This window comes from Streptomyces sp. Root1304 (genome assembly GCF_001426405.1).
Classification (GTDB): domain Bacteria; phylum Actinomycetota; class Actinomycetes; order Streptomycetales; family Streptomycetaceae; genus Streptomyces.
On record NZ_LMEP01000026.1, the window covers coordinates 340,639 to 360,643 of the forward strand.

Sequence of the window (20,005 nt, forward strand, 5' to 3'; positions counted from 1 at the left end):
TCGACGAGTCGAGCGGTATCCCTTCCCTCCTGAATACACCGCCCGTGCCGATCGGGTTCCCGTCCGTGCGCGAACCGGGCGAAGCCCGTCAGTCCCAGGACCCCCGGGGCCCCGGAAGCGCCGCGATCTCCGTCAGGTCCTCCGGGGTCAGCCGGAGCTCCGCGGCCCCGGCGTTCTCCACCGCCCAGCGCTCCCGCTTCGCCCCCGGCACCGGGACCACGTGGCGGCCCCGGGCCAGTACCCACGCGAGGGCCACCTGGGCCGGGGTGACCCGGTCGCCGTGGCGGGCGGCCACCCGGCGCAGGCCCGCCACGAGCGGCTGGTTCGCCGCCATCATCTCGGCGGTGAACCGGGGGTGCCTGGCCCGCGGATCGTCCGGTTCGAAGCCGCCGCCCGGCGTCAGCGTCCCGGTGAGGAAACCGTTCCCCAGGGGCATCGCGGCCAGGAAGCCCACACCGCGCGCCACGCACCAGGGCAGCAACCGCACCAGCGCCTCCTGCGACCACACCGAAAGCTCCGCCTCCACCGCCGCGACGGGGAAGACCTGCTGGATCCGCTCCAGTTGGCGGATCGTTCCCTCGTACCCGTCACGGCTGACGCCCGTGGCGCCCCGGCGGGCCGATCGGGTGCCGACGGCGCACAGCCCGAGCGCCCGCACCTTGCCCGCCGAGACCAGGTCGGCCATCGCGCCCCAGGTCTCCTCGACCGGCACCTCGGGGTCGGCGCGGTGCAGCTGGTAGAGGTCGATCACATCGGTCTGGAGCCGGCGGAGGGAGGCGTCACAGGCCCGACGCACGTACCCCGGCCTGCCGGTGGCGACCACGTGCCGCCGCTCGCCACCGTCGCCGACGAGCAGTCCGCCCTTCGTCGAGACGAAGGCCTCCGCCCGCCGCTCCTTCAACACCCGCCCCACCAACAGCTCGTTGGTGAACGGTCCGTACATGTCGGCGGTGTCGAGCAGGCTCACCCCGGCGTCGAGCGCCGCGTGCACGGTCCGCAGCGAGCGGTCCCCCCGCTGTTCCGAACGGCTGTACGCCCAACTCATCGGCATGCACCCCAGGCCGATCGCACCCACGTCGAGCGCCGTCGCCCCGATAGTCCTGCGCTCCACCTGCCGGTACCCCTCCCTGTGCCGTCCCCCAAAGTAACCAATGGCGGCCGGGATTCTTCGCATAGCCTCCCGGTCATGAGATTCGAAGACACGACCGCTGACGTGTGGCTTCCGATTCCGGCGGCGGAGATCGAGGGACTTCCCGACCCGGGGGAGTCGGGCCTGAACTACCGCTTCTGGGACGGCGGGCCGGAGTTCCCGGCCGATCCGGCGCGCTGCGCCTTCTATGTCGTCCCGTACATGAAGGGCTCCGAGATCGCCGTCCGGCCGCTGGCCGCGATGACCTCCGTCCGGGCCGTGCAGACCCTTTCCGCCGGCATCGACCACGTCACCCCCGGCATCCCCGCGCTGCCGCCGGGCGTCGCCCTCTGCAACGCCAAGGGCGTCCACGAGGCCAGCACCGCCGAACTCACCCTCGCGCTGATCCTGGCCTCGCTGCGCGGCATCCCCGGCTTCGTCCGCGGCCAGGACGCCGAGGAGTGGCGGGCCGGCTTCTACCCGGCCCTCGCCGACAAGTCGGTCCTGATCGTCGGGTACGGATCGATCGGCGCCGCCATCGAGGACCGGCTCGCACCCTTCGAGTGCGCGCGGGTGGCGCGCGTCGCACGCTCCGCGCGCACCACAGCGCGCGGCCCGGTCCACCCCCTGGGTGAACTGCCCGCGCTGCTCCCCGAGGCGGACGTGGTCGTCCTCTCCACCCCGCTCACGCCCTCGACCAGGCATCTCGTCGATGCCGGCTTCCTGGCGCGGATGAAGGACGGCGCGCTCCTCGTGAACGTCGCCCGGGGCCCGGTCGTGGACACCGCCGCGCTGCTCAAGGAGGTGGAGAGCGGCCGGATCACGGCGGCCCTCGATGTCACCGACCCGGAACCGCTGCCGTCCGGGCACCCGTTGTGGCACGCTCCGGGTGTCCTGATCAGTCCCCATGTGGGAGGTTCCACCTCGGCCTTCATGCCGAGGGCGAAGCGGCTGATCGCGGGACAGCTGCGGCGGTTCGCGGCGGGCGAGGACCTGGCCAACGTCCTCCTCACCACCGGCTGAACCGCGCCCGCCGACGGGAGCGGGGCGGCCGGGGGTGCGGCCCCGGCCCGGCCGCGCGGGGCCGGTCGGGTGGTTCGCGCCCCCGACACGCGCCGCGTACGAGCTCCTGACCGTCACGGAGAGTACTGCGACCCTGTCCCTGAGTGACGGTCCTGGTGTATCGTCCCGGAGCGGGGGACTGCGTCGAGTACGGGCTGACGCTGGGGAGCGAAGTGACGGGTCATCAGATTCCGAGGGGGGCGACAGGTGAAGCACGGCCGGAGGACCGACGATCCGACGCGGCGACGCCGCCGTCGGCGAGCCTTCCGCGCGTCACCGAAGCCCTCTCACGGTCCGTGCCGGACCAGGCCGCGCCCCACCGCGCGCCCCGCACCGCCGGGCCACCGGCCACCACGACCGGCGGCGCGCCACCGCGCACCGGGCCCGGCACGGGCGACGGAGGCCGCGGCGCCGAACCGCCCGGCCGTCCCGACGGCACCGCGCCGCCCGTCCGGCACCCCGCCGCATCCCACCGCGCCTGCGAGGCGTGCGGGCCCGCCGCTCCGGGGACGGAGGTCCCGGCCGTACGGAACCTCGCAGGCCCCGACGGCTGCGACGGCCCCCACGACTGCGACGGCCACGCCCCCGGGAGCCCCGGCGAGCCCCCGGCGCGCCCGCACGACCGGGCCGGGTGCGGCGGTGCGACACCGGAGGAACCGGTGAGCGCCCCCGGGGCGGTCCTCACGCGTCCCTCCCTCGGCACCGGCGGGGGCGCGACGGGGGGCGGCACCGGCCACCCGGACCCCGGGGGTCCCGGCCTCGGCGGAGCCCTCGCCCAGATCGTCCTGGGACTGATCTGCGCCGGCTACACCACGGGGGCCTCGCTCGGCTGGGGCTCACCGGAACTCGCCCTGGTCATGGGTGATTTCGGGCTCAGCGCCGCCGCGCTCACCGCCGCGGTCTCCTGCTTCCTCTACGCCCGGGCCCACCGCGGCAGCGACCGCCCGGCCTGGCTGCTCTTCGCCTTCTCCTCGTTCATGGCCGCCGCGGGCAACGGCGTCTGGGGCTGGTACGAGGTCGTGCTGCGCACGGAGGTGCCGGACTCCTCCGTCGCCGACCTCTTCTTCTTACTCTTCGCCCCGCCCGCCATCGTCGGCCTGCTCGTCCTGGCCAAGAAGCCCGTCACCCGGGCCGGCTGGGTCTGCCTGGCGCTCGACGCCTGGCTCATCGGCGGCTCGCTCCTGACGATCTCCTGGAGCCTGGCGCTCGCCCGCACGGCCCGCTTCGAGAACGAACCGGTCGCGCAGGCCGCGCTGTCACTCGCCTACCCGCTGCTCGACATCGTCCTCGTGAGCATGGTGCTCGTCCTGCACTTCCGGCGCTCGCAGGTGAACCGCTCGGCGACGAACACCGCCATCGCCGCACTCGCCCTGACCGTCCTGTGCGACGCCCTGTTCACCTCGCCGCTGCTCCGCGAGCACTACGCCTCCGGCCAGCTGCTCGACGCCGGCTGGTTCGCGGGCTCCCTGCTGCTCGCGTACGCGCCCTGGGGCGTACGGCGACTCCCGGACACCGCGCACACCGCGCGCGGGCCCTGGCTGCACAGCCGCCCGGTCGCCGGTTCGCTCGCCGCCCTCACCCCGTACCTCGCCGCCGCCGTCTGCACCCTCGGCATCCTCTACAACGTGGTCGAGGGCCGCAGGGTCGACCGCTTCGTCGTCCTCACCGGCTGCACCGTCGCCCTCGCCCTCGTCGTACGGCAGGGCATCATGCTCCTCGACAACATCGCCCTCACCCACGAACTGGCCCAGAAGGAGAACCACTTCAGGTCGCTCGTGCAGGGCTCCAGCGACGTCATCATGATCGCCGCGCCCACCGGGATACTCCGCTACGTCAGCCCGGCCGCCGCCGGTGTGTACGGGCGCGAGGCCGACGAGCTGATCGGCTCCGAGCTGGCCTCGCTCATCCACCCCGAGGACCTCGGCGCCGTCGTCCACGAGGTGCGCCGCTTCCTGGCCGTCTCGCCCGCCGCGGAGCCCACCACCCGCATCGAGTGCCGCTTCCGCTCGGGCCGCGGGGACTGGCTCAACGTCGAGTCCACGGTCAACCGGCACCAGGGCGGCCTGATCTTCAACAGCCGGGACGTCACCGAACGCGTCCGGCTCCAGGCCCAGTTGCAGCACAACGCCGAGCACGACCCGCTCACCGACCTGCCCAACCGCGCCCTGTTCACCCGGCGGGTCCGGCAGGCGCTCGGCGGCCGCCGGGCCTCCGACCAGGGCACCGCCGTGCTCTTCATCGACCTCGACGGCTTCAAGGGCGTCAACGACCGTCTCGGCCACCAGGCGGGCGACGACCTGCTCGTCCAGGCCGCCCGCCGCCTCCACGACTCCGTGCGCGCCGGGGACACCGCCGCGCGGCTCGGCGGCGACGAGTTCGCCGCTCTCATCCTCGGCGACGGCGGCCGCGAGCGGGCCGCCCGCGAGAGCCAGGTCCAGGAGATCGCCGACCGGCTCCGGCTCACGCTCTCCCGGCCCTACCGCGTCGACGGCGGCACCGAGGTGCGGGTCGCCGCCTCCATCGGCGTCGCCTTCGCCGAGCCCGGCATGGAGGCCGGCGACCTCCTGCGCAACGCCGACCTCGCCATGTACCGGGCCAAGGCCGCGGGCAAGGACCGCGTCGAGCTCTACGCGCCCCAGATGCAGGCCGAGGTCGTCCGCCGGACGGAACTGGCCGCCCGGCTGCGCACCGCGCTCCACGACGGCGAGTTCGCCCTGCTCCACCAGCCCGTCGTCGACCTCACCACCGGCCGGATCTCCGCCGTCAGCGCCCAGGCGCGCTGGCGCTCCACCCAGGGCATCCTCTTCACCCCCGCCGAGTTCCTCCGGGTCACCGACGACGGCGAGCGCACCGCCGAGCTCGGGCGCTGGCTCCTCGAAGAGGCCGTGGAGCAGGCCGCCGAGCGGGCGGGGATCGGCCACCGGGCGCCCGTGTGCATCCGGCTCTCGGCCCGGCGGCTCCTGGACCGCTCGCTGCCGCTCGGCTCGGTCGAGTCCCTGCTCACCCGGCACGGGCTGCCGTCCGGCTCGCTGATCGTCGAGCTGGCCGACAACGACCCCCGGATCTCCCTGGACGACCTGGAACAGCGGCTGGTGGCCCTGCGCCGCCTCGGGGTCCGGATCTCGCTCGACGGATTCGGCAGCGGACACATGGCGATCAACGCCCTGCGGCGGCTCCCCGTCGACATACTGAAGCTGGACCGGGGACTCGTCGAGGGCGTGGTCGAGTCGACCCGGCTCCGCAAGATCACCCGCGGGGTGCTCCGTATCGCCGGGGAACTCGGCCTGCAGACCGTCGCCGAGGGCGTCGACGTACCGGAGCAGGTCGTCGCTTTGCGGGCGATGGGATGCAGCCATGCCCAGGGCATGGCCTTCTCGGGCCCGCTCGACGAGTACCGGCTGCGCAGGGCCCTGGTGCGGGACGAGTACCCGCTGCCCGGAGCGGTCCCGGTGCGGGCCGGAATCCGTCCCCCGTTCGGCTCACATACTGAGACGCCCGTCCCACCCACTTGACAGTGGTGAGGGCTGGGAGGGAGGGTCAGTGCCATGCGCACCCGAATTCTCGTACTTGGAAAGCGCGTCGGCTGAAGCAGGGCCACCGTAGGCCCGGCTTAGAACGCACCCGACGCGCTCCCCTCGCTTGCCTCCCGGCACGAGGGGTTTTTTGTTGCACCGGCTCACCCCGAAGTCGCAGCAAAACCCCGCAAAACACCTCTCAAAAACCCTCTGCTTCGAGAAGAGATGCTGATGACCGACCAGGCCACCGGGCACCATCCGCAGCCGCGGCCCCGTAGCGGCGCTCAGGCCGCCCCCGCCGTCGAGCACGTCACGGGCGCGCAGTCCCTCATCCGCTCTCTCGAAGAGGTGGGCGCGGACACCATCTTCGGTCTCCCCGGTGGCTGCATCCTCCCGGCGTACGACCCGCTGATGGACTCGAAGAAGGTGCGCCACATCCTGGTCCGGCACGAGCAGGGCGCGGGCCACGCGGCCACCGGCTACGCCCAGGCCACCGGCAAGGTCGGCGTCTGCATGGTGACCAGCGGTCCCGGTGCGACCAACCTCGTCACCCCGATCGCCGACGCGCACATGGACTCGGTCCCGCTCGTCGCGATCACCGGCCAGGTCGCCTCCAAGGCGATCGGCACGGACGCCTTCCAGGAGGCGGACATCTGCGGCATCACGATGCCGATCACCAAGCACAACTTCCTGGTCACCAAGGCCGACGACATCCCGCGGACGATCGCCGAGGCCTTCCACATCGCCTCCACCGGCCGTCCCGGCCCGGTCCTGGTCGACATCGCCAAGGACGCCCTCCAGGCGAAGACCACCTTCAGCTGGCCGCCGCAGACCGACCTGCCCGGCTACCGCCCGGTGACCAAGCCGCACGCCAAGCAGATCCGCGAGGCCGCCAAGCTGATCAGCGCGGCCAAGCGCCCGGTCCTGTACGTCGGCGGCGGTGTCATCAAGGCCGGCGCGACCGCCGAGCTGAAGATCCTTGCCGAGCTGACCGGCGCCCCGGTCACCACCACCCTGATGGCCCTGGGCTCCTTCCCCGACAGCCACCCGCTGCACGTGGGCATGCCCGGCATGCACGGTGCGGTCACCGCCGTCACCGCGCTGCAGAAGGCCGACCTGATCGTCGCCCTGGGCGCCCGCTTCGACGACCGCGTCACCGGCAAGCTCGACAGCTTCGCCCCCTACGCCAAGATCGTCCACGCGGACATCGACCCGGCCGAGATCGGCAAGAACCGCGCCGCCGACGTCCCGATCGTCGGTGACGCCCGCGAGGTCATCGCCGACCTGGTCCAGGCCGTCCAGGCCGAGCACAGCGAGGGCAACAAGGGCGACTACACCGCCTGGTGGAGCGACCTGAACCGCTGGCGCGAGACCTACCCGCTCGGCTACGACCTGCCGGAGGACGGCAGCCTCTCGCCGCAGCAGGTCATCCAGCGCATCGGACAGCTCGCCCCCGAGGGCACGATCTACGCCGCGGGCGTCGGCCAGCACCAGATGTGGGCCGCCCACTTCATCGACTACGAGCAGCCGGCCACCTGGCTGAACTCCGGCGGCGCCGGGACGATGGGCTACGCGGTCCCCGCCGCGATGGGCGCCAAGGCCGGTCTGCCCGACCGCCCGGTCTGGGCGATCGACGGCGACGGCTGCTTCCAGATGACCAACCAGGAGCTCACCACCTGCGCCCTGAACAACATCCCGATCAAGGTCGCCATCATCAACAACGGCGCCCTCGGGATGGTCCGCCAGTGGCAGACCCTCTTCTACAACCAGCGCTACTCGAACACCGTCCTGCACTCCGGCCCGGACGACATCCAGGCGAACAAGGGCACCCGCGTCCCCGACTTCGTCAAGCTCTCCGAGGCCATGGGCTGTGTCGCCCTGCGCTGTGAGGACCCGGCCGACCTGGACAAGGTCATCGCCGAGGCCAACGCGATCAACGACCGTCCGGTCGTGGTCGACTTCATCGTCCACGAGGACGCCCAGGTCTGGCCGATGGTCGCCGCCGGCACCTCGAACGACGAGGTCATGGCCGCCCGGGGCGTCCGCCCCGACTTCGGCGACGGCGAAGACGACTGAAGCGCGGAACGAAGCAGAGCGAAAAGGAAGAGACCCAGACCATGTCCACCAAGCACACGCTCTCCGTTCTCGTCGAGAACACGCCCGGCATCCTCGCCCGGATCGCCGCGCTGTTCTCCCGCCGCGGCTTCAACATCGACTCCCTCGCCGTCGGTGTCACCGAGCACCCCGACATCTCCCGCATCACCATCGTCGTGAGTGTCGAGGACCTGCCCCTGGAGCAGGTGACCAAGCAGCTCAACAAGCTGGTCAACGTCCTGAAGATCGTCGAACTCGAGCCCAGCGCCGCGATCCAGCGCGAGCTCGTCCTGGTGAAGGTCCGCGCCGACAACGAGACCCGCTCCCAGATCGTCGAGATCGTGCAGCTGTTCCGCGCCAAGACCGTGGACGTCTCGCCCGAGGCGGTCACCATCGAGGCCACCGGTTCGAGTGACAAGCTCGACGCCATGCTCAAGATGCTGGAGCAGTTCGGCGTCAAGGAGCTCGTGCAGTCCGGCACCATCGCCATAGGGCGCGGCTCCCGGTCCATCACGGACCGGTCCCTGCGGGCCCTCGACCGCAGCGCCTGAGAATCATCGCCCGGGAGTCGTCGACGGTCGACCGGCGGTCCATCCGCCGGTCCGACTGACGAGACCCGAAAACTTTCCTCCCGCTCCCCGCCGTACGGTGGGACGCAACACCAGCACCTCAAGGAGATACCCAGTGGCCGAGCTGTTCTACGACGACGACGCCGACCTGTCCATCATCCAGGGCCGCAAGGTCGCGGTGATCGGATACGGCAGCCAGGGCCACGCCCACGCCCTGTCCCTCCGCGACTCCGGTGTCGACGTCCGCGTCGGCCTGCAGGAGGGCTCGAAGTCCAAGGCCAAGGCCGAGGAGCAGGGCCTGCGCGTCGTCTCCGTGGCCGAGGCCGCGGCCGAGGCCGACCTCATCATGATCCTGACCCCGGACCCGATCCAGGCCCAGGTCTACGAGGAGTCCATCAAGGACAACCTGAAGGAGGGCGACGCGCTCTTCTTCGGTCACGGCCTGAACGTCCGCTACGGCTTCATCAAGGTGCCCGAGGGCATCGACGTCGCCCTGGTCGCCCCGAAGGGCCCGGGCCACCTGGTCCGCCGTCAGTACGAGGAGGGCCGCGGCGTCCCGTGCATCGCGGCCGTCGAGCAGGACGCGACGGGCAAGGCCTTCGCGCTGGCGCTCTCGTACGCCAAGGGCATCGGCGGCACCCGCGCCGGCGTCATCAAGACGACCTTCACCGAGGAGACCGAGACCGACCTGTTCGGTGAGCAGGCCGTCCTCTGCGGTGGCACCGCGGCTCTGGTCAAGGCGGGCTTCGAGACCCTGACCGAGGCCGGCTACCAGCCGGAGATCGCGTACTTCGAGTGCCTGCACGAGCTGAAGCTCATCGTCGACCTCATGTACGAGGGCGGCCTGGAGAAGATGCGCTGGTCGGTCTCCGAGACCGCCGAGTGGGGCGACTACGTCACGGGCCCGCGGATCATCACCGACGCCACCAAGGCCGAGATGAAGAAGGTCCTCGCGGAGATCCAGGACGGCACCTTCGCCAAGGAGTGGATGGCCGAGTACCACGGCGGTCTGAAGAAGTACAACGAGTACAAGACCCAGGACGAGAACCACCTCCTGGAGACCACCGGCAAGGAGCTGCGGAAGCTCATGAGCTGGGTGAACGACGAGGAGGCGTAAGCCTTCCGGGCGGGGGCCGGACACAGTGTCCGGCCCCCGTCCACATCGTTGGACACCTCGTCCAACCACGGACGGGTGATCCTTCCAACGAGGCGCATGAACTGCGCCTGAGCAGCACTACACTTCTCAACAACATTCGCGTTCAGGCCCACAGCGTCGTGCGCTTTCACGCGGCAAGCCCCCTCCACCGCCTGCGGCCGTCGGGACGGCCGTCCGCACTGGATCTGTGAGGACTCACGTGAGCTCGAAACCTGTCGTACTCATCGCTGAAGAGCTGTCGCCCGCCACCGTCGACGCGCTGGGCCCGGACTTCGAGATCCGGCACTGCAACGGCGCCGACCGCGCCGAGCTGATCCCCGCGATCGGCGACGTGGACGCGATCCTGGTCCGCTCCGCGACCAAGGTCGACGCCGAGGCCCTCGCCGCCGCCCGGAAGCTGCGGGTCGTCGCCCGCGCCGGTGTCGGCCTGGACAACGTGGACGTCTCCGCCGCCACCAAGGCCGGCGTGATGGTCGTCAACGCCCCCACGTCGAACATCGTCACCGCCGCCGAGCTGGCGTGCGGTCTGCTGGTCGCCACCGCGCGCAACATCCCGCAGGCCAACACCGCCCTGAAGAACGGCGAGTGGAAGCGCAACAAGTACACGGGCGTCGAGCTCAGCGAGAAGACCCTCGGTGTCGTCGGCCTCGGCCGCATCGGCGTCCTGGTCGCCCAGCGCATGTCGGCCTTCGGCATGAAGATCGTCGCGTACGACCCCTACGTGCAGCCCGCCCGCGCCGCCCAGATGGGGGTGAAGCTGCTGGCCCTGGACGAGCTCCTGGAGGTCGCCGACTTCATCACCGTCCACCTGCCGAAGACCCCCGAGACCATCGGTCTCATCGGCGACGAGGCGCTGCACAAGGTCAAGCCCTCGGTCCGCATCGTCAACGCCGCGCGCGGCGGGATCGTGGACGAGGAGGCGCTGTACTCGGCGCTCAAGGAGGGCCGGGTCGCCGGCGCGGGCCTCGACGTGTACGCGAAGGAGCCCTGCACGGACTCCCCGCTCTTCGAGCTCGACCAGGTCGTCTGCACCCCGCACCTCGGCGCGTCCACGGACGAGGCCCAGGAGAAGGCCGGCATCGCCGTCGCCCGCTCGGTGCGCCTGGCGCTCGCAGGTGAGCTGGTCCCGGACGCGGTCAACGTCCAGGGCGGTGTCATCGCGGAGGACGTGAAGCCGGGCCTGCCGCTCGCCGAGAAGCTCGGCCGGATCTTCACCGCGCTCGCGGGCGAGGTCGCGGCCCGTCTCGACGTCGAGGTGTACGGCGAGATCACCCAGCACGACGTGAAGGTGCTCGAACTCTCCGCGCTGAAGGGCGTGTTCGAGGACGTGGTCGACGAGACCGTGTCGTACGTCAACGCGCCGCTGTTCGCGCAGGAGCGCGGTGTCGAGGTCCGCCTCACGACCAGCTCCGAGTCGCCCGACCACCGCAACGTGGTCACCGTGCGCGGCACGCTCGCGAACGGCGAGGAGGTGGCGGTCTCCGGCACGCTGGCCGGCCCCAAGCACCTCCAGAAGATCGTCGCGGTCGGCGACTACGACGTGGACCTGGCGCTCGCCGACCACATGGTGGTGCTGCGCTACGAGGACCGTCCGGGTGTCGTCGGCACCGTCGGCCGGATCCTCGGCGAGGCCGGTCTGAACATCGCCGGCATGCAGGTCTCCCGCGCGGAGGAGGGCGGCGAGGCGCTCGTCGTGCTCACCGTGGACGACACGCTGCCCGCGCCGGTGCTCGCGGAGATCGCGGCGGAGATCGGTGCCACCTCGGCCCGTTCGGTCAACCTGATCTGACGTACGGCCCCGCGGGGTCCCGTACGACTCCGTACCCGGTCGTTAGACACTCGTCTTACACAAGCGTCTAACGGCCGGGTACAGTGCTGTCATGGGACACAAGGAAGACCTGCTCGAAGGCGCCAAGCGCTGCCTCCTGGAGAAGGGGTACGGGCGGACCACGGCCCGCGACATCGTCGCCGCGTCGGGCACCAACCTCGCCTCCATCGGCTACCACTACGGCTCCAAGGACGCCCTGCTCCAGCAGGCCTTCCTGGCCCTCACCGAGGAGTGGGGGGACCGGGTCACCCCGCCGGAGGTCGACGGCGACGAAGGCGGCGCCCCGGAGTCCTCGGCCGATCCGTACGAGCGCTTCCACGCGGTCTGGGCCCGGCTCATCGCCGCCGCCGAGGCCAGCCGCCCGGTCTGGAAGCTCCAGACCGAGGTCGTCACCCGTCTCGACGACGACGAGAAGCTGCGCGACGCCATCAAGGAGCCGCAGCGGGAGGGCCGGCTGGGCATCGCCGAGGGCATGCTCGGCATCGACCCGGCCGCCGAACCGGAGAAGGCGCGGGTGGCCGGCCTGCTCTGCCAGGCGCTCGCGACGGGCGTCATGATCCAGTGGATGGTCGACCCGGAGACCGCGCCGAGCGCCGACGACCTCACCGAGGGACTCAGGGTCCTGATGGAAGGTCAGTAGGGGGGATTCGGCCGGAGTTGTCGCTTCCGGCGGCGCCGGGCTGCATGAACAAGGCGGAACTCGTCGGCGCCTGAAACCGGCCGGTCCGCCCGCCCGGTCCGCGACGGCCGTTCAGAGCCGGGCCGACTTCAGGGACATGTGGAGCAGCAGCCGGTCCTCGCCGTCGTCCAGGTCCAGGCCCGTGAGCTGCTCGACCCGGGACAGCCGGTAGTAGAGCGTCTGGCGGTGGATGCCCAGGGCCGCCGCCGTACGGCCCGCCTGGCCCGCGTTGTCGAGGAACACCTCGGCGGTGCGGGCCAGTTCGGCATGGGCTGGGGCGAGCAGCGGGGCCACGGCCGGGTCGATCTCCGGGTGGTAGAGCGCCGCCAGCAGCCGGTACGGGCCGATGCCGGCCCACTCGGCGACCGGGCCGAGCGTCGGCTGTGCCGTGGCGGCGCGGGCCGCCGTGTTGGCCTCGCGCCAGGCCGCCGGGAGCTCCGTGAGGCCCCGGCGGGGGTTGGCGATACCTGCCGGGGCGGCGGCCCGCAGCCGGTCCGCGGCCGTGTGGGCGGGGGAGAGGTCCTCGGCCGTGCGCAGCCGTACGAGGACGGCGAGGGACTCGCCCTCGGGGAGCGTGGCGACCGCCGCCGCGCCGGGGACCGCCCGGATCGAGGGGGGCTCGCCCTGCCAGGGGGTCACACAGACCAGGGTGTGCAGTCCGTCGGCGCTGGGGCCCAGGGCCACCCTGAGGGCGGCGACGGCCATGTCGCTCTGCCAGCCGCGCCCGGCGGTCAGCACCGCGGCGAACTCGCGCGAGAGGTCGGCGTCCGCGCGCTCCTCGTCGGCGAGGAGTCCGCCGATCCGGGTGGCCACCTCCATCGCGGCCGTGAGCTGGGCGGGTGTGGGGCCGGGCTCGGCGTCCAGGAGCCACACGTACCCGAGGACGACACCCCGATGGCGTACGGGCAGACAGAGGCGGTCCCGGAACACCCCGGCGTCCGGGGCGGCCGGGATGCGCACCGGGCCGGTCGCCCGGGTGATGCCGAAGCCCTCGAACCAGGCGCGGACCGCCGGGGTCGACTTCCGGGTCAGGATCGACCGGGTCCTGACCGGGTCCATCGCCGTGTCGTCGTCGCTGTCGTGGGCGCCGAAGGCGATCAGACCGAAATCGCGGTTCTCCAGCGTCGCCGGTGCGCCGAGCAGCGCGGAGATCTCGTCCACCAGTTCTTGGTAATCGCCCTTCACAGCGCCATTCTCGCACCCCCTCAGACATATGTATGAGATGCCGCGCACGGATGCGTGACAGCTGTAGATGGCGGACGATCGGAGCGATCCATAGGTTTCACGGTGGTTCTTCGTGCTGTTCCCGGTTTCTTGTGAAAGAGCGGGTACGGCCCTTTCGTCACCATGCCCTTTCTGGAGGTGCCCCGTGCTGGGTCCCGTGATCCTCGCCGCGTCGCGCAGCGACAAGATGCGCCGTTTCGTGTCGGCCGCCCCCGGGACCAAGCAGGTCGTCGCCCGCTTCATCGCCGGTCAGTCGGTCGACGACGTCGTCCCGATCGTCCAGGAGCTGAGCGACCGCGGCCTGGAGGTCACCCTCGACGTCGTCGGTGAGGACATCACCACCGTCGAGCAGTCGTACGCCGCCCGGGACGCCTACCTGGAGCTGATCGGCCGCCTCAAGGAGCTGGGTCTCGGCGAGCGCGCCGAGATGTCCGTGAAGCTGTCGATGTTCGGCCAGTCCCTCAAGGTCGAGGGGGGCGAGTCCGAAGGGCTCTCGGTTGAGGGTGGCGGCGGGCGGCGGGAGGGCGGTCACGAGCTGGCGCTCGCGAACGTCCGTCCGGTCGTCGCGGCCGCCGCCGAGATCGGCACCACGGTCACCCTCGACGCTGAGGACCACACCACCCTCGACTCGATGTTCGCCATCCACGAGGAGCTGCGGAAGGACCACCCGCAGACCGGCTGTGTCATCCAGGCCTACCTCTTCCGCACCGAGGACGACGCCCGTCGCCTCGCCGCGAACGGCTCCCGCGTCCGGATCGTGAAGGGCGCCTACAAGGAGCCCGCCTCCGTCGCGATCCAGGAGAAGCCCGAGATCGACAAGGCGTACGTCCGGATCATGAAGATCCTGATGGACGGCGAGGGCTACCCGATGATCGGCTCGCACGACCCGCGGCTGATCTCCATCGGCCAGGAGCTGGCGCGCCGCGCCGGCCGCAAGCTGGACGAGTACGAGTTCCAGATGCTGTACGGCATCCGCAGCGAGGAGCAGAACCGCCTCGCCGCCGAGGGACACCGCATGCGCGTCTACACCGCGTACGGCACCGACTGGTACGGCTACTTCATGCGCCGCCTCGCGGAGAAGCCGGCCAACCTCCTCTTCTTCGTCCGCTCCATCCTCACCAAGGGCTGAGCCCACCTCTCACAAGGAGTCACGAGCCTCATGGACGCTGTCACCCAGGTCCCCGCTCCGGTCAACGAGCCGGTGCACAGCTACGCCCCCGGTTCCGCCGAGCGTGCCCGTCTGGAGACCAAGCTCAAGGAGCTGGCCGAGAACCCGCGCGAGCTGCCGATGACCATCGGCGGCGTGAAGCGCCTCGGCGGCGGCGAGGAGTTCAAGGTCGTCCAGCCGCACAACCACAAGGCCGTCATCGGCACCTTCCGCGGCGCCACCGAGCAGGACGCCCAGGACGCCATCGACGCGGCCCTGGCCGCGGCCCCGGCCTGGCGCGCGATGGCCTTCGACGACCGTGCGGCGATCATCCTGCGCGCCGCCGAGCTGCTGGCCGGCCCGTGGCGCGAGACGCTGGCCGCGTCGACGATGCTCGGCCAGTCGAAGACCGCCCAGCAGGCCGAGATCGACACCCCGTGCGAGCTCGTCGACTTCTGGCGCTTCAACGTGGCGTACGCCCGCCAGATCCTCGCCGAGCAGCCGCCGGCGAACTCCCCGGGTGTGTGGAACCGTCTGGACCACCGCCCGCTGGAGGGCTTCGTCTACGCGATCACGCCGTTCAACTTCACGGCCATCGCGGGCAACCTGCCCACCGCCCCCGCCCTCATGGGCAACGTGGTGGTCTGGAAGCCGTCCCCGACGCAGACCCACTCCGCCGTGCTCCTCATGGAGCTCCTGGAGGAGGCCGGCCTGCCGAAGGGCGTCATCAACCTGGTGACCGGTGACGGCATCGCCGTCTCCGAGGTGGCCCTGAACCACCGCGACCTGGCCGGCATCCACTTCACCGGCTCGACCAAGACCTTCCAGCACCTGTGGAAGACGGTCGGCAACAACATCGAGAAGTACCGCTCGTACCCGCGGATCGTCGGCGAGACCGGCGGCAAGGACTTCGTCGTCGCCCACCCGAGCGCCGACCGCGCGATCCTGAAGACCGCGCTGAACCGCGGCTCCTTCGAGTTCCAGGGCCAGAAGTGCTCCGCGTCCTCCCGCGCGTACATCCCGGCGTCCATCTGGAACGACGGGTTCAAGGAGGAGTTCGCGGCCGAGATCGACGGCATCACCATGGGTGACGTCACCGATCTGTCGAACTTCATCGGCGCCGTCATCGACGAGCGTTCGTTCGCCAAGAACAAGGCGGCGATCGACCGCGCGGCCGCCGACCCGACCTGCGAGATCATCGCCGGTGGCACGTACGACGACTCGGTGGGCTACTTCGTCCGTCCGACCGTCATCGCCTGCACCGACCCGGAGAACGAGGTCTTCAAGGCCGAGTACTTCGGTCCGATCCTCGCGATCCACGTGTACGAGGACGAGAACTACGACGCGATGCTGACCCAGATGGAGTCGGTCTCGGACTACGCCCTCACCGGTTCGGTCATCTCCGGCGACCGTGCCGCGGCCGCGTACACGATGGAGAAGCTCCGCTTCGCGGCGGGCAACTTCTACATCAACGACAAGTCGACCGGCGCCGTCGTCGGCCAGCAGCCCTTCGGCGGCGGCCGTGCCTCGGGCACGAACGACAAGGCCGGCGCCCCGCAGAACCTGATGCGCTGGACGCTGACCCGCGCCATCAAGGAGACGCTGGTTCCGCCGACCGAGTACGGCTACCCGCACATGGGCTGACGCCCACCCGCCGCGCGAGCGGCCCGGCCCTCCTGAGGGCCCCCCGAACACCGCCCCCCTCCTCGGCCCCCACCGAGGACGGGGGCGGTACTCATGTCCGGGCTCAGGCGCCCACCCGGCGCTTCAGGAAGTCGCCGATGAGCGCCGCGACCGCCGGCGCGTGGGTCTCCAGGGCGAAGTGACCGGTGGGGAGCAGGTGGATCTCGGCGTCCGGGAGGTCGCGGCGGAAGGCCTCGGCGCCGGCCGGGACGAAGACCTGGTCGCCCTCGCCCCAGACGGCGAGGAGGGGGATCCGGGAGGTGCGGAAGTACTCATGGAAGGCCGGGTAGAGGGCGAAGTTGGAGCCGTAGTCGGCGATCAGGTCCAGCTGGACGGCGTCCTGGCCCTCGCGGGCCATCAGGGCGGCGTCGTGGTGCCAGGCGTCGGGGCTGAGCAGGTCCCGGTACGCGGCGGGGACGCCCGTCTCGTACTGCCACCGGATGCCGTCCGGGGAACGGATGGCGCGCACCGGTTCCTCGGTCTCCGGGGTGCGGTCGGCGATCATCGCGAGGACCGGGGCCCAGGCCTCGGCGCCGAGGCCCTCCTCGTAGGCGTTGCCGTTCTGGGTGACGATCGCGGTGATCCGCTCGGGGTGGTCGAGGGCGAGGCGCAGGCCGATGGGGGCGCCGTAGTCCTGGATGTAGAGCGCGAACCGGTCCAGGCCGAGGGCCTCGGTGAACTCGGCGGTGAGCGCGGCCAGCGCGGCGAAGGTGTAGTCGAACGCGGCGGCGGAGGGGGCGGCGCTGCGGCCGAAGCCGAGGTGGTCGGGGGCGATCAGCCGGTGTTCGCCCGCGAGCAGGGGGATCAGGTCGCGGAACATGTGCGAGCTGGTGGGGAAGCCGTGCAGCAGGAGCAGGACGGGGGCGTCGGCCGGCCCGGCCTCGCGGTAGGCGATCTCGTGGCCCCGGACGGTGACGGTGCGGTGGCGGGTCGGCAGCACGGACATCGGTCTAACCCCTTATGTGTCGCTCACTGGTTATGGCTCGATTCAACCGAGCGCTTGTCTAACCTGTCAAGGCTCTTTAAAGGGTTAGGTGGATATGTGAGGTCCGGTGACCCCGGGTGGTCCGCCGTCTCAGATAGTAGGAAGTCCGAGTAATTGTGGAGACAGATGAGGAGGGCTGCCCTAGCTTTGTAGAAGCCGAACGTCTCGCTTCATCAGCGAATGGCGGCCGAGAGCGCGACGCCCCTGTGCAGGCAACCCCTGCGGCGGCGCTCCCCGCCCCTTCCGGCGCCTTCGATCACCACTGATCTCCGCACATCCGGATCACCACTGATCTCAAGGAGTCGATCCCTCATGGCCACTCAGACCGCCCGCCGCGTCCGCCACTCCGCCAACCGTCCCAGTGACGAGGCCCGCCAGAACGCCGCCGCCGCCCTCCAGCGCGCCCTCGACCGCCGTGACAACGGCGGCTCCACCGGCCACTGACGCACACCCGTCCCGGCTCGGCCGTTCGTCCACATGATGGACGTTACGTGTCAGACGATGGGACGAAGAGTAGGGTGCCGACATGTCTCACAGCATCAATCTCGCAGTCATTCCCGGCGACGGCATCGGCCAGGAGGTCGTGGCCGAGGGCCTCAAGGTCCTCGCGGCCGCCCTTCCCCAGGACGTGAAGCTGGAGACCGAGGAGTACGACTTCGGCGCCAAGCGCTACCACGCCACCGGTGAGACCCTCACCGACGCCGATCTCGCCTCCCTCAAGAAGCACGACGCCATCCTGCTGGGCGCCATCGGCGACCCGTCGGTGCCCTCCGGCGTCCTGGAGCGCGGCTTCCTGCTGAAGCTCCGCTTCGCCTTCGACCACCACGTGAACCTGCGTCCCTCGAAGCTGCTCCCCGGCGTCGCGACCCCGCTCGCCGGGCAGCCCGAGATCGACTTCGTCGTGGTCCGCGAGGGCACCGAGGGCCCGTACACCGGGAACGGCGGCACCATCCGCAAGGGCACCCCGCACGAGGTCGCCACCGAGGTCTCGGTCAACACCGCCTTCGGTGTCGAGCGAGTCGTCCGGGACGCCTTCGCCCGCGCCCAGGCCCGCCCGCGCAAGAAGCTCACGCTGGTCCACAAGAACAACGTGCTGACCTTCGCCGGCCACCTGTGGACGGACATCTTCCACAAGGTCGCGGCCGAGTTCCCCGAGGTCAGCACCGACTACCTGCACGTCGACGCCGCGACGATCTTCCTCGTCACCGACCCGGCCCGCTTCGACGTGATCGTCACCGACAACCTCTTCGGCGACATCATCACCGACCTCGCCGCGGCCGTCTCCGGCGGCATCGGCGTCGCCGCCTCGGGCAACATCAACCCGAGCGGCGAGTTCCCGTCCATGTTCGAGCCGGTCCACGGCTCCGCTCCGGACATCGCGGGCCAGGGCAAGGCCGACCCCACGGCCACCGTCCTCTCCGTCGCCCTCCTGCTGCGCCACCTCGGCCACGAGGCCGAGGCCGCCCGCGTCGAGGAGGCGGTCGCCGCCGACCTCACCGAGCGCGGCACCGCCGTCCGTACGACGGCCGAGATCGGCGACGCGCTCGCCGCGCGAGTAGCGAGCTGACCCGCGTCAGCTGACATTCGACAGCAGCCGCCGGGTCGCACCAGCACCCGGCGGCTGTACCTGTGCGGTCGGGGGGTGCCACCATCGAACCCTGGACCGCGTTCACCCGTTTCGTGCACCGGCCCCCGCGAGCGATAATCGGACGTGGGGCCGCGGCATGCGGGCATGCTCGGACGTCCACGCGGTCATCGGCATGCGCCGGTGACCCACACGTGAGCGCGGTCCTACACACACAACCGGTGAAGGACACGCACTCATGACGACGCCCACGATCGAGCTCAAGCCCTCCTCCAGCCCGCTGTCCGACGCGGAGCGCGAGGCGATCCTGGCCGACCCCGGATTCGGCCGCCACTTCACCGACCACATGGTCACCATCCGGTGGACCGAGGGCCGCGGCTGGCACGACGGCCAGCTGGTGCCGTACGGCCCGCTGCACCTGGACCCGGCGACGAACGTCCTGCACTACGCGCAGGAGATCTTCGAGGGCCTGAAGGCCTACCGCCGCCCCGACGGCTCGGTCGCCAGCTTCCGCCCCGACGCCAACGCGCGCCGCTTCCAGCGCTCCGCGCACCGGCTCGGCATGCCCGAGCTGCCGGTGGAGACCTTCATCGAGGCCTGTGACGTCCTCGTCCGGCAGGACGAGGCCTGGGTCCCGGAGCACGGCGGCGAGTCCTCGCTCTACCTGCGTCCGTTCATGATCGCCACCGAGGTCGGCCTGGGCGTCCGCCCGGCCAACGAGTACCTCTTCGTCGTCATCGCCTCCCCGGCCGGCGCCTACTTCCCCGGCGGCGTCAAGCCGGTCTCCATCTGGGCCTCCGAGGACCGCGTCCGCGCCGTCCCCGGCGGCGTCGGCGACGCCAAGACCGGCGGCAACTACGCGGCCTCCCTGCTCGCGCAGGCCGAGGCGGCGGCCAAGGGCTGCGACCAGGTCTGCTACCTCGACGCGGTCGAGCACAAGTGGGTCGAGGAACTCGGCGGCATGAACCTGTACTTCGTCTACGGGGCTGCGTCCAATGAGAAGCCGAAGATCGTCACCCCGACCCTCACCGGTTCGCTGCTCGCCGGCATCACCCGCGACTCGCTCCTCCAGGTCGCCAAGGACCTCGGCTACGAGTCCGAGGAGGCCCGCGTCTCCATCGACCAGTGGCAGGCCGACACCGAGAACGGCACCCTCACCGAGGTCTTCGCCTGCGGCACCGCCGCCGTCATCACCCCGGTCGGCACCGTCAAGTCCGCCCGGGGCGCGTGGCAGCAGTCGGGCGGCGAGCCCGGCGAGGTCACGATGAAGCTGCGCGAGGCGCTGCTCGCCATCCAGACCGGCACGTCCGAGGACGTCCACGGCTGGATGCACGAGCTCGGCAAGTAGG

General features: G+C 71.0%; 15 protein-coding genes. 12 read left to right on the forward strand and 3 right to left on the reverse strand.

Annotated features, from left to right (window positions below; all coding sequences use genetic code 11):
• Nucleotides 1–88: 88 nt before the first annotated feature.
• Complete coding sequence (locus ASD33_RS30720) at nucleotides 89–1,111, reverse strand: aldo/keto reductase (RefSeq protein WP_056567911.1); 1,023 nt, start codon at nucleotides 1,109–1,111, stop codon at nucleotides 89–91.
• Between the two features lie 75 nt (nucleotides 1,112–1,186).
• Here ASD33_RS30720 and ASD33_RS30725 point away from each other — a divergent pair, with 75 nt between their 5' ends.
• From ASD33_RS30725 to ASD33_RS30755, 7 genes are all read left to right on the forward strand, one after another.
• On the forward strand, nucleotides 1,187–2,152 hold the full coding sequence (locus ASD33_RS30725) for a 2-hydroxyacid dehydrogenase (RefSeq protein ID WP_056567914.1): 966 nt from the start codon (nucleotides 1,187–1,189) through the stop codon (nucleotides 2,150–2,152).
• 818 nt (nucleotides 2,153–2,970) lie between these two features.
• Nucleotides 2,971–5,703, forward strand: coding sequence for an EAL domain-containing protein (locus ASD33_RS30730; protein ID WP_242426949.1), 2,733 nt, complete (start codon nucleotides 2,971–2,973; stop codon nucleotides 5,701–5,703).
• 228 nt (nucleotides 5,704–5,931) lie between these two features.
• The gene (locus ASD33_RS30735) at nucleotides 5,932–7,782 is read left to right on the forward strand and encodes an acetolactate synthase large subunit (RefSeq protein WP_056567917.1); all 1,851 of its coding nucleotides are present in this window, start codon (nucleotides 5,932–5,934) and stop codon (nucleotides 7,780–7,782) included.
• Nucleotides 7,783–7,823: 41 nt separating this feature from the next.
• Nucleotides 7,824–8,351 carry an acetolactate synthase small subunit gene (ilvN, locus tag ASD33_RS30740; protein WP_055602073.1) on the forward strand — a complete coding sequence of 176 codons (528 nt, stop codon included), beginning with the start codon at nucleotides 7,824–7,826 and terminating at the stop codon, nucleotides 8,349–8,351.
• A 133-nt stretch (nucleotides 8,352–8,484) separates the two neighbouring features.
• The gene (gene ilvC / locus ASD33_RS30745) at nucleotides 8,485–9,486 is read left to right on the forward strand and encodes a ketol-acid reductoisomerase (protein WP_056567920.1); all 1,002 of its coding nucleotides are present in this window, start codon (nucleotides 8,485–8,487) and stop codon (nucleotides 9,484–9,486) included.
• 238 nt (nucleotides 9,487–9,724) lie between these two features.
• A complete protein-coding gene (gene serA, locus ASD33_RS30750; protein ID WP_056567923.1) occupies nucleotides 9,725–11,314 on the forward strand; it encodes a phosphoglycerate dehydrogenase in 1,590 nt (529 codons plus the stop codon).
• A gap of 91 nt (nucleotides 11,315–11,405) precedes the next feature.
• Entirely contained in the window at nucleotides 11,406–11,993 is a 588-nt protein-coding gene (locus ASD33_RS30755; protein ID WP_056567926.1) for a TetR/AcrR family transcriptional regulator, read from the forward strand.
• Nucleotides 11,994–12,104: 111 nt separating this feature from the next.
• Here the strand turns inward: ASD33_RS30755 and ASD33_RS30760 are convergent, their stop codons facing one another.
• The gene (locus ASD33_RS30760) at nucleotides 12,105–13,217 is read right to left on the reverse strand and encodes a helix-turn-helix domain-containing protein (RefSeq protein ID WP_056567929.1); all 1,113 of its coding nucleotides are present in this window, start codon (nucleotides 13,215–13,217) and stop codon (nucleotides 12,105–12,107) included.
• Nucleotides 13,218–13,401: 184 nt separating this feature from the next.
• On the opposite strand from ASD33_RS30760, the gene ASD33_RS30765 reads away from it, so the two are divergent.
• Together ASD33_RS30765 and pruA are read left to right on the forward strand one after the other, a co-directional pair.
• Complete coding sequence (locus ASD33_RS30765) at nucleotides 13,402–14,385, forward strand: proline dehydrogenase family protein (RefSeq protein ID WP_056567932.1); 984 nt, start codon at nucleotides 13,402–13,404, stop codon at nucleotides 14,383–14,385.
• A gap of 30 nt (nucleotides 14,386–14,415) precedes the next feature.
• Nucleotides 14,416–16,047 (forward strand): L-glutamate gamma-semialdehyde dehydrogenase, encoded by a 1,632-nt coding sequence (pruA, locus tag ASD33_RS30770; protein WP_056567934.1) that lies wholly within the window; start codon nucleotides 14,416–14,418, stop codon nucleotides 16,045–16,047.
• Nucleotides 16,048–16,150: 103 nt separating this feature from the next.
• Here the strand turns inward: pruA and ASD33_RS30775 are convergent, their stop codons facing one another.
• Entirely contained in the window at nucleotides 16,151–17,032 is an 882-nt protein-coding gene (locus ASD33_RS30775; protein WP_056567937.1) for an alpha/beta fold hydrolase, read from the reverse strand.
• A gap of 351 nt (nucleotides 17,033–17,383) precedes the next feature.
• Between ASD33_RS30775 and ASD33_RS36870 the strand changes: the two genes are divergently transcribed.
• The 3 genes from ASD33_RS36870 (at nucleotide 17,384) to ASD33_RS30785 (ending at nucleotide 20,004) form a co-directional block, all read left to right on the forward strand.
• Nucleotides 17,384–17,515: a hypothetical protein gene (locus tag ASD33_RS36870; protein WP_260461862.1), complete on the forward strand. Its 132-nt coding sequence runs from the start codon at nucleotides 17,384–17,386 to the stop codon at nucleotides 17,513–17,515.
• 82 nt (nucleotides 17,516–17,597) lie between these two features.
• Entirely contained in the window at nucleotides 17,598–18,638 is a 1,041-nt protein-coding gene (locus ASD33_RS30780; RefSeq protein ID WP_056567940.1) for a 3-isopropylmalate dehydrogenase, read from the forward strand.
• Between the two features lie 256 nt (nucleotides 18,639–18,894).
• Nucleotides 18,895–20,004: a branched-chain amino acid aminotransferase gene (locus tag ASD33_RS30785; protein ID WP_056567943.1), complete on the forward strand. Its 1,110-nt coding sequence runs from the start codon at nucleotides 18,895–18,897 to the stop codon at nucleotides 20,002–20,004.
• The last annotated feature ends 1 nt before the right edge of the window (nucleotide 20,005 follow it).

Bases quoted from the DNA above. Each gene is read 5' to 3' on its own strand.
- pruA (WP_056567934.1), top strand. From the start codon at position 14,416: ATGGACGCTGTCACCCAGGTCCCCGCTCCGGTCAACGAGCCGGTGCAC.
- ASD33_RS36870 (WP_260461862.1), top strand. From the start codon at position 17,384: ATGGCCACTCAGACCGCCCGCCGCGTCCGCCACTCCGCCAACCGTCCC.
- ilvN (WP_055602073.1), top strand. From the start codon at position 7,824: ATGTCCACCAAGCACACGCTCTCCGTTCTCGTCGAGAACACGCCCGGC.
- ASD33_RS30780 (WP_056567940.1), top strand. From the start codon at position 17,598: ATGTCTCACAGCATCAATCTCGCAGTCATTCCCGGCGACGGCATCGGC.
- ASD33_RS30735 (WP_056567917.1), top strand. From the start codon at position 5,932: ATGCTGATGACCGACCAGGCCACCGGGCACCATCCGCAGCCGCGGCCC.
- ASD33_RS30725 (WP_056567914.1), top strand. From the start codon at position 1,187: ATGAGATTCGAAGACACGACCGCTGACGTGTGGCTTCCGATTCCGGCG.
- ASD33_RS30755 (WP_056567926.1), top strand. From the start codon at position 11,406: ATGGGACACAAGGAAGACCTGCTCGAAGGCGCCAAGCGCTGCCTCCTG.
- ASD33_RS30775 (WP_056567937.1), bottom strand. From the start codon at position 17,032: ATGTCCGTGCTGCCGACCCGCCACCGCACCGTCACCGTCCGGGGCCAC.
- ASD33_RS30785 (WP_056567943.1), top strand. From the start codon at position 18,895: ATGACGACGCCCACGATCGAGCTCAAGCCCTCCTCCAGCCCGCTGTCC.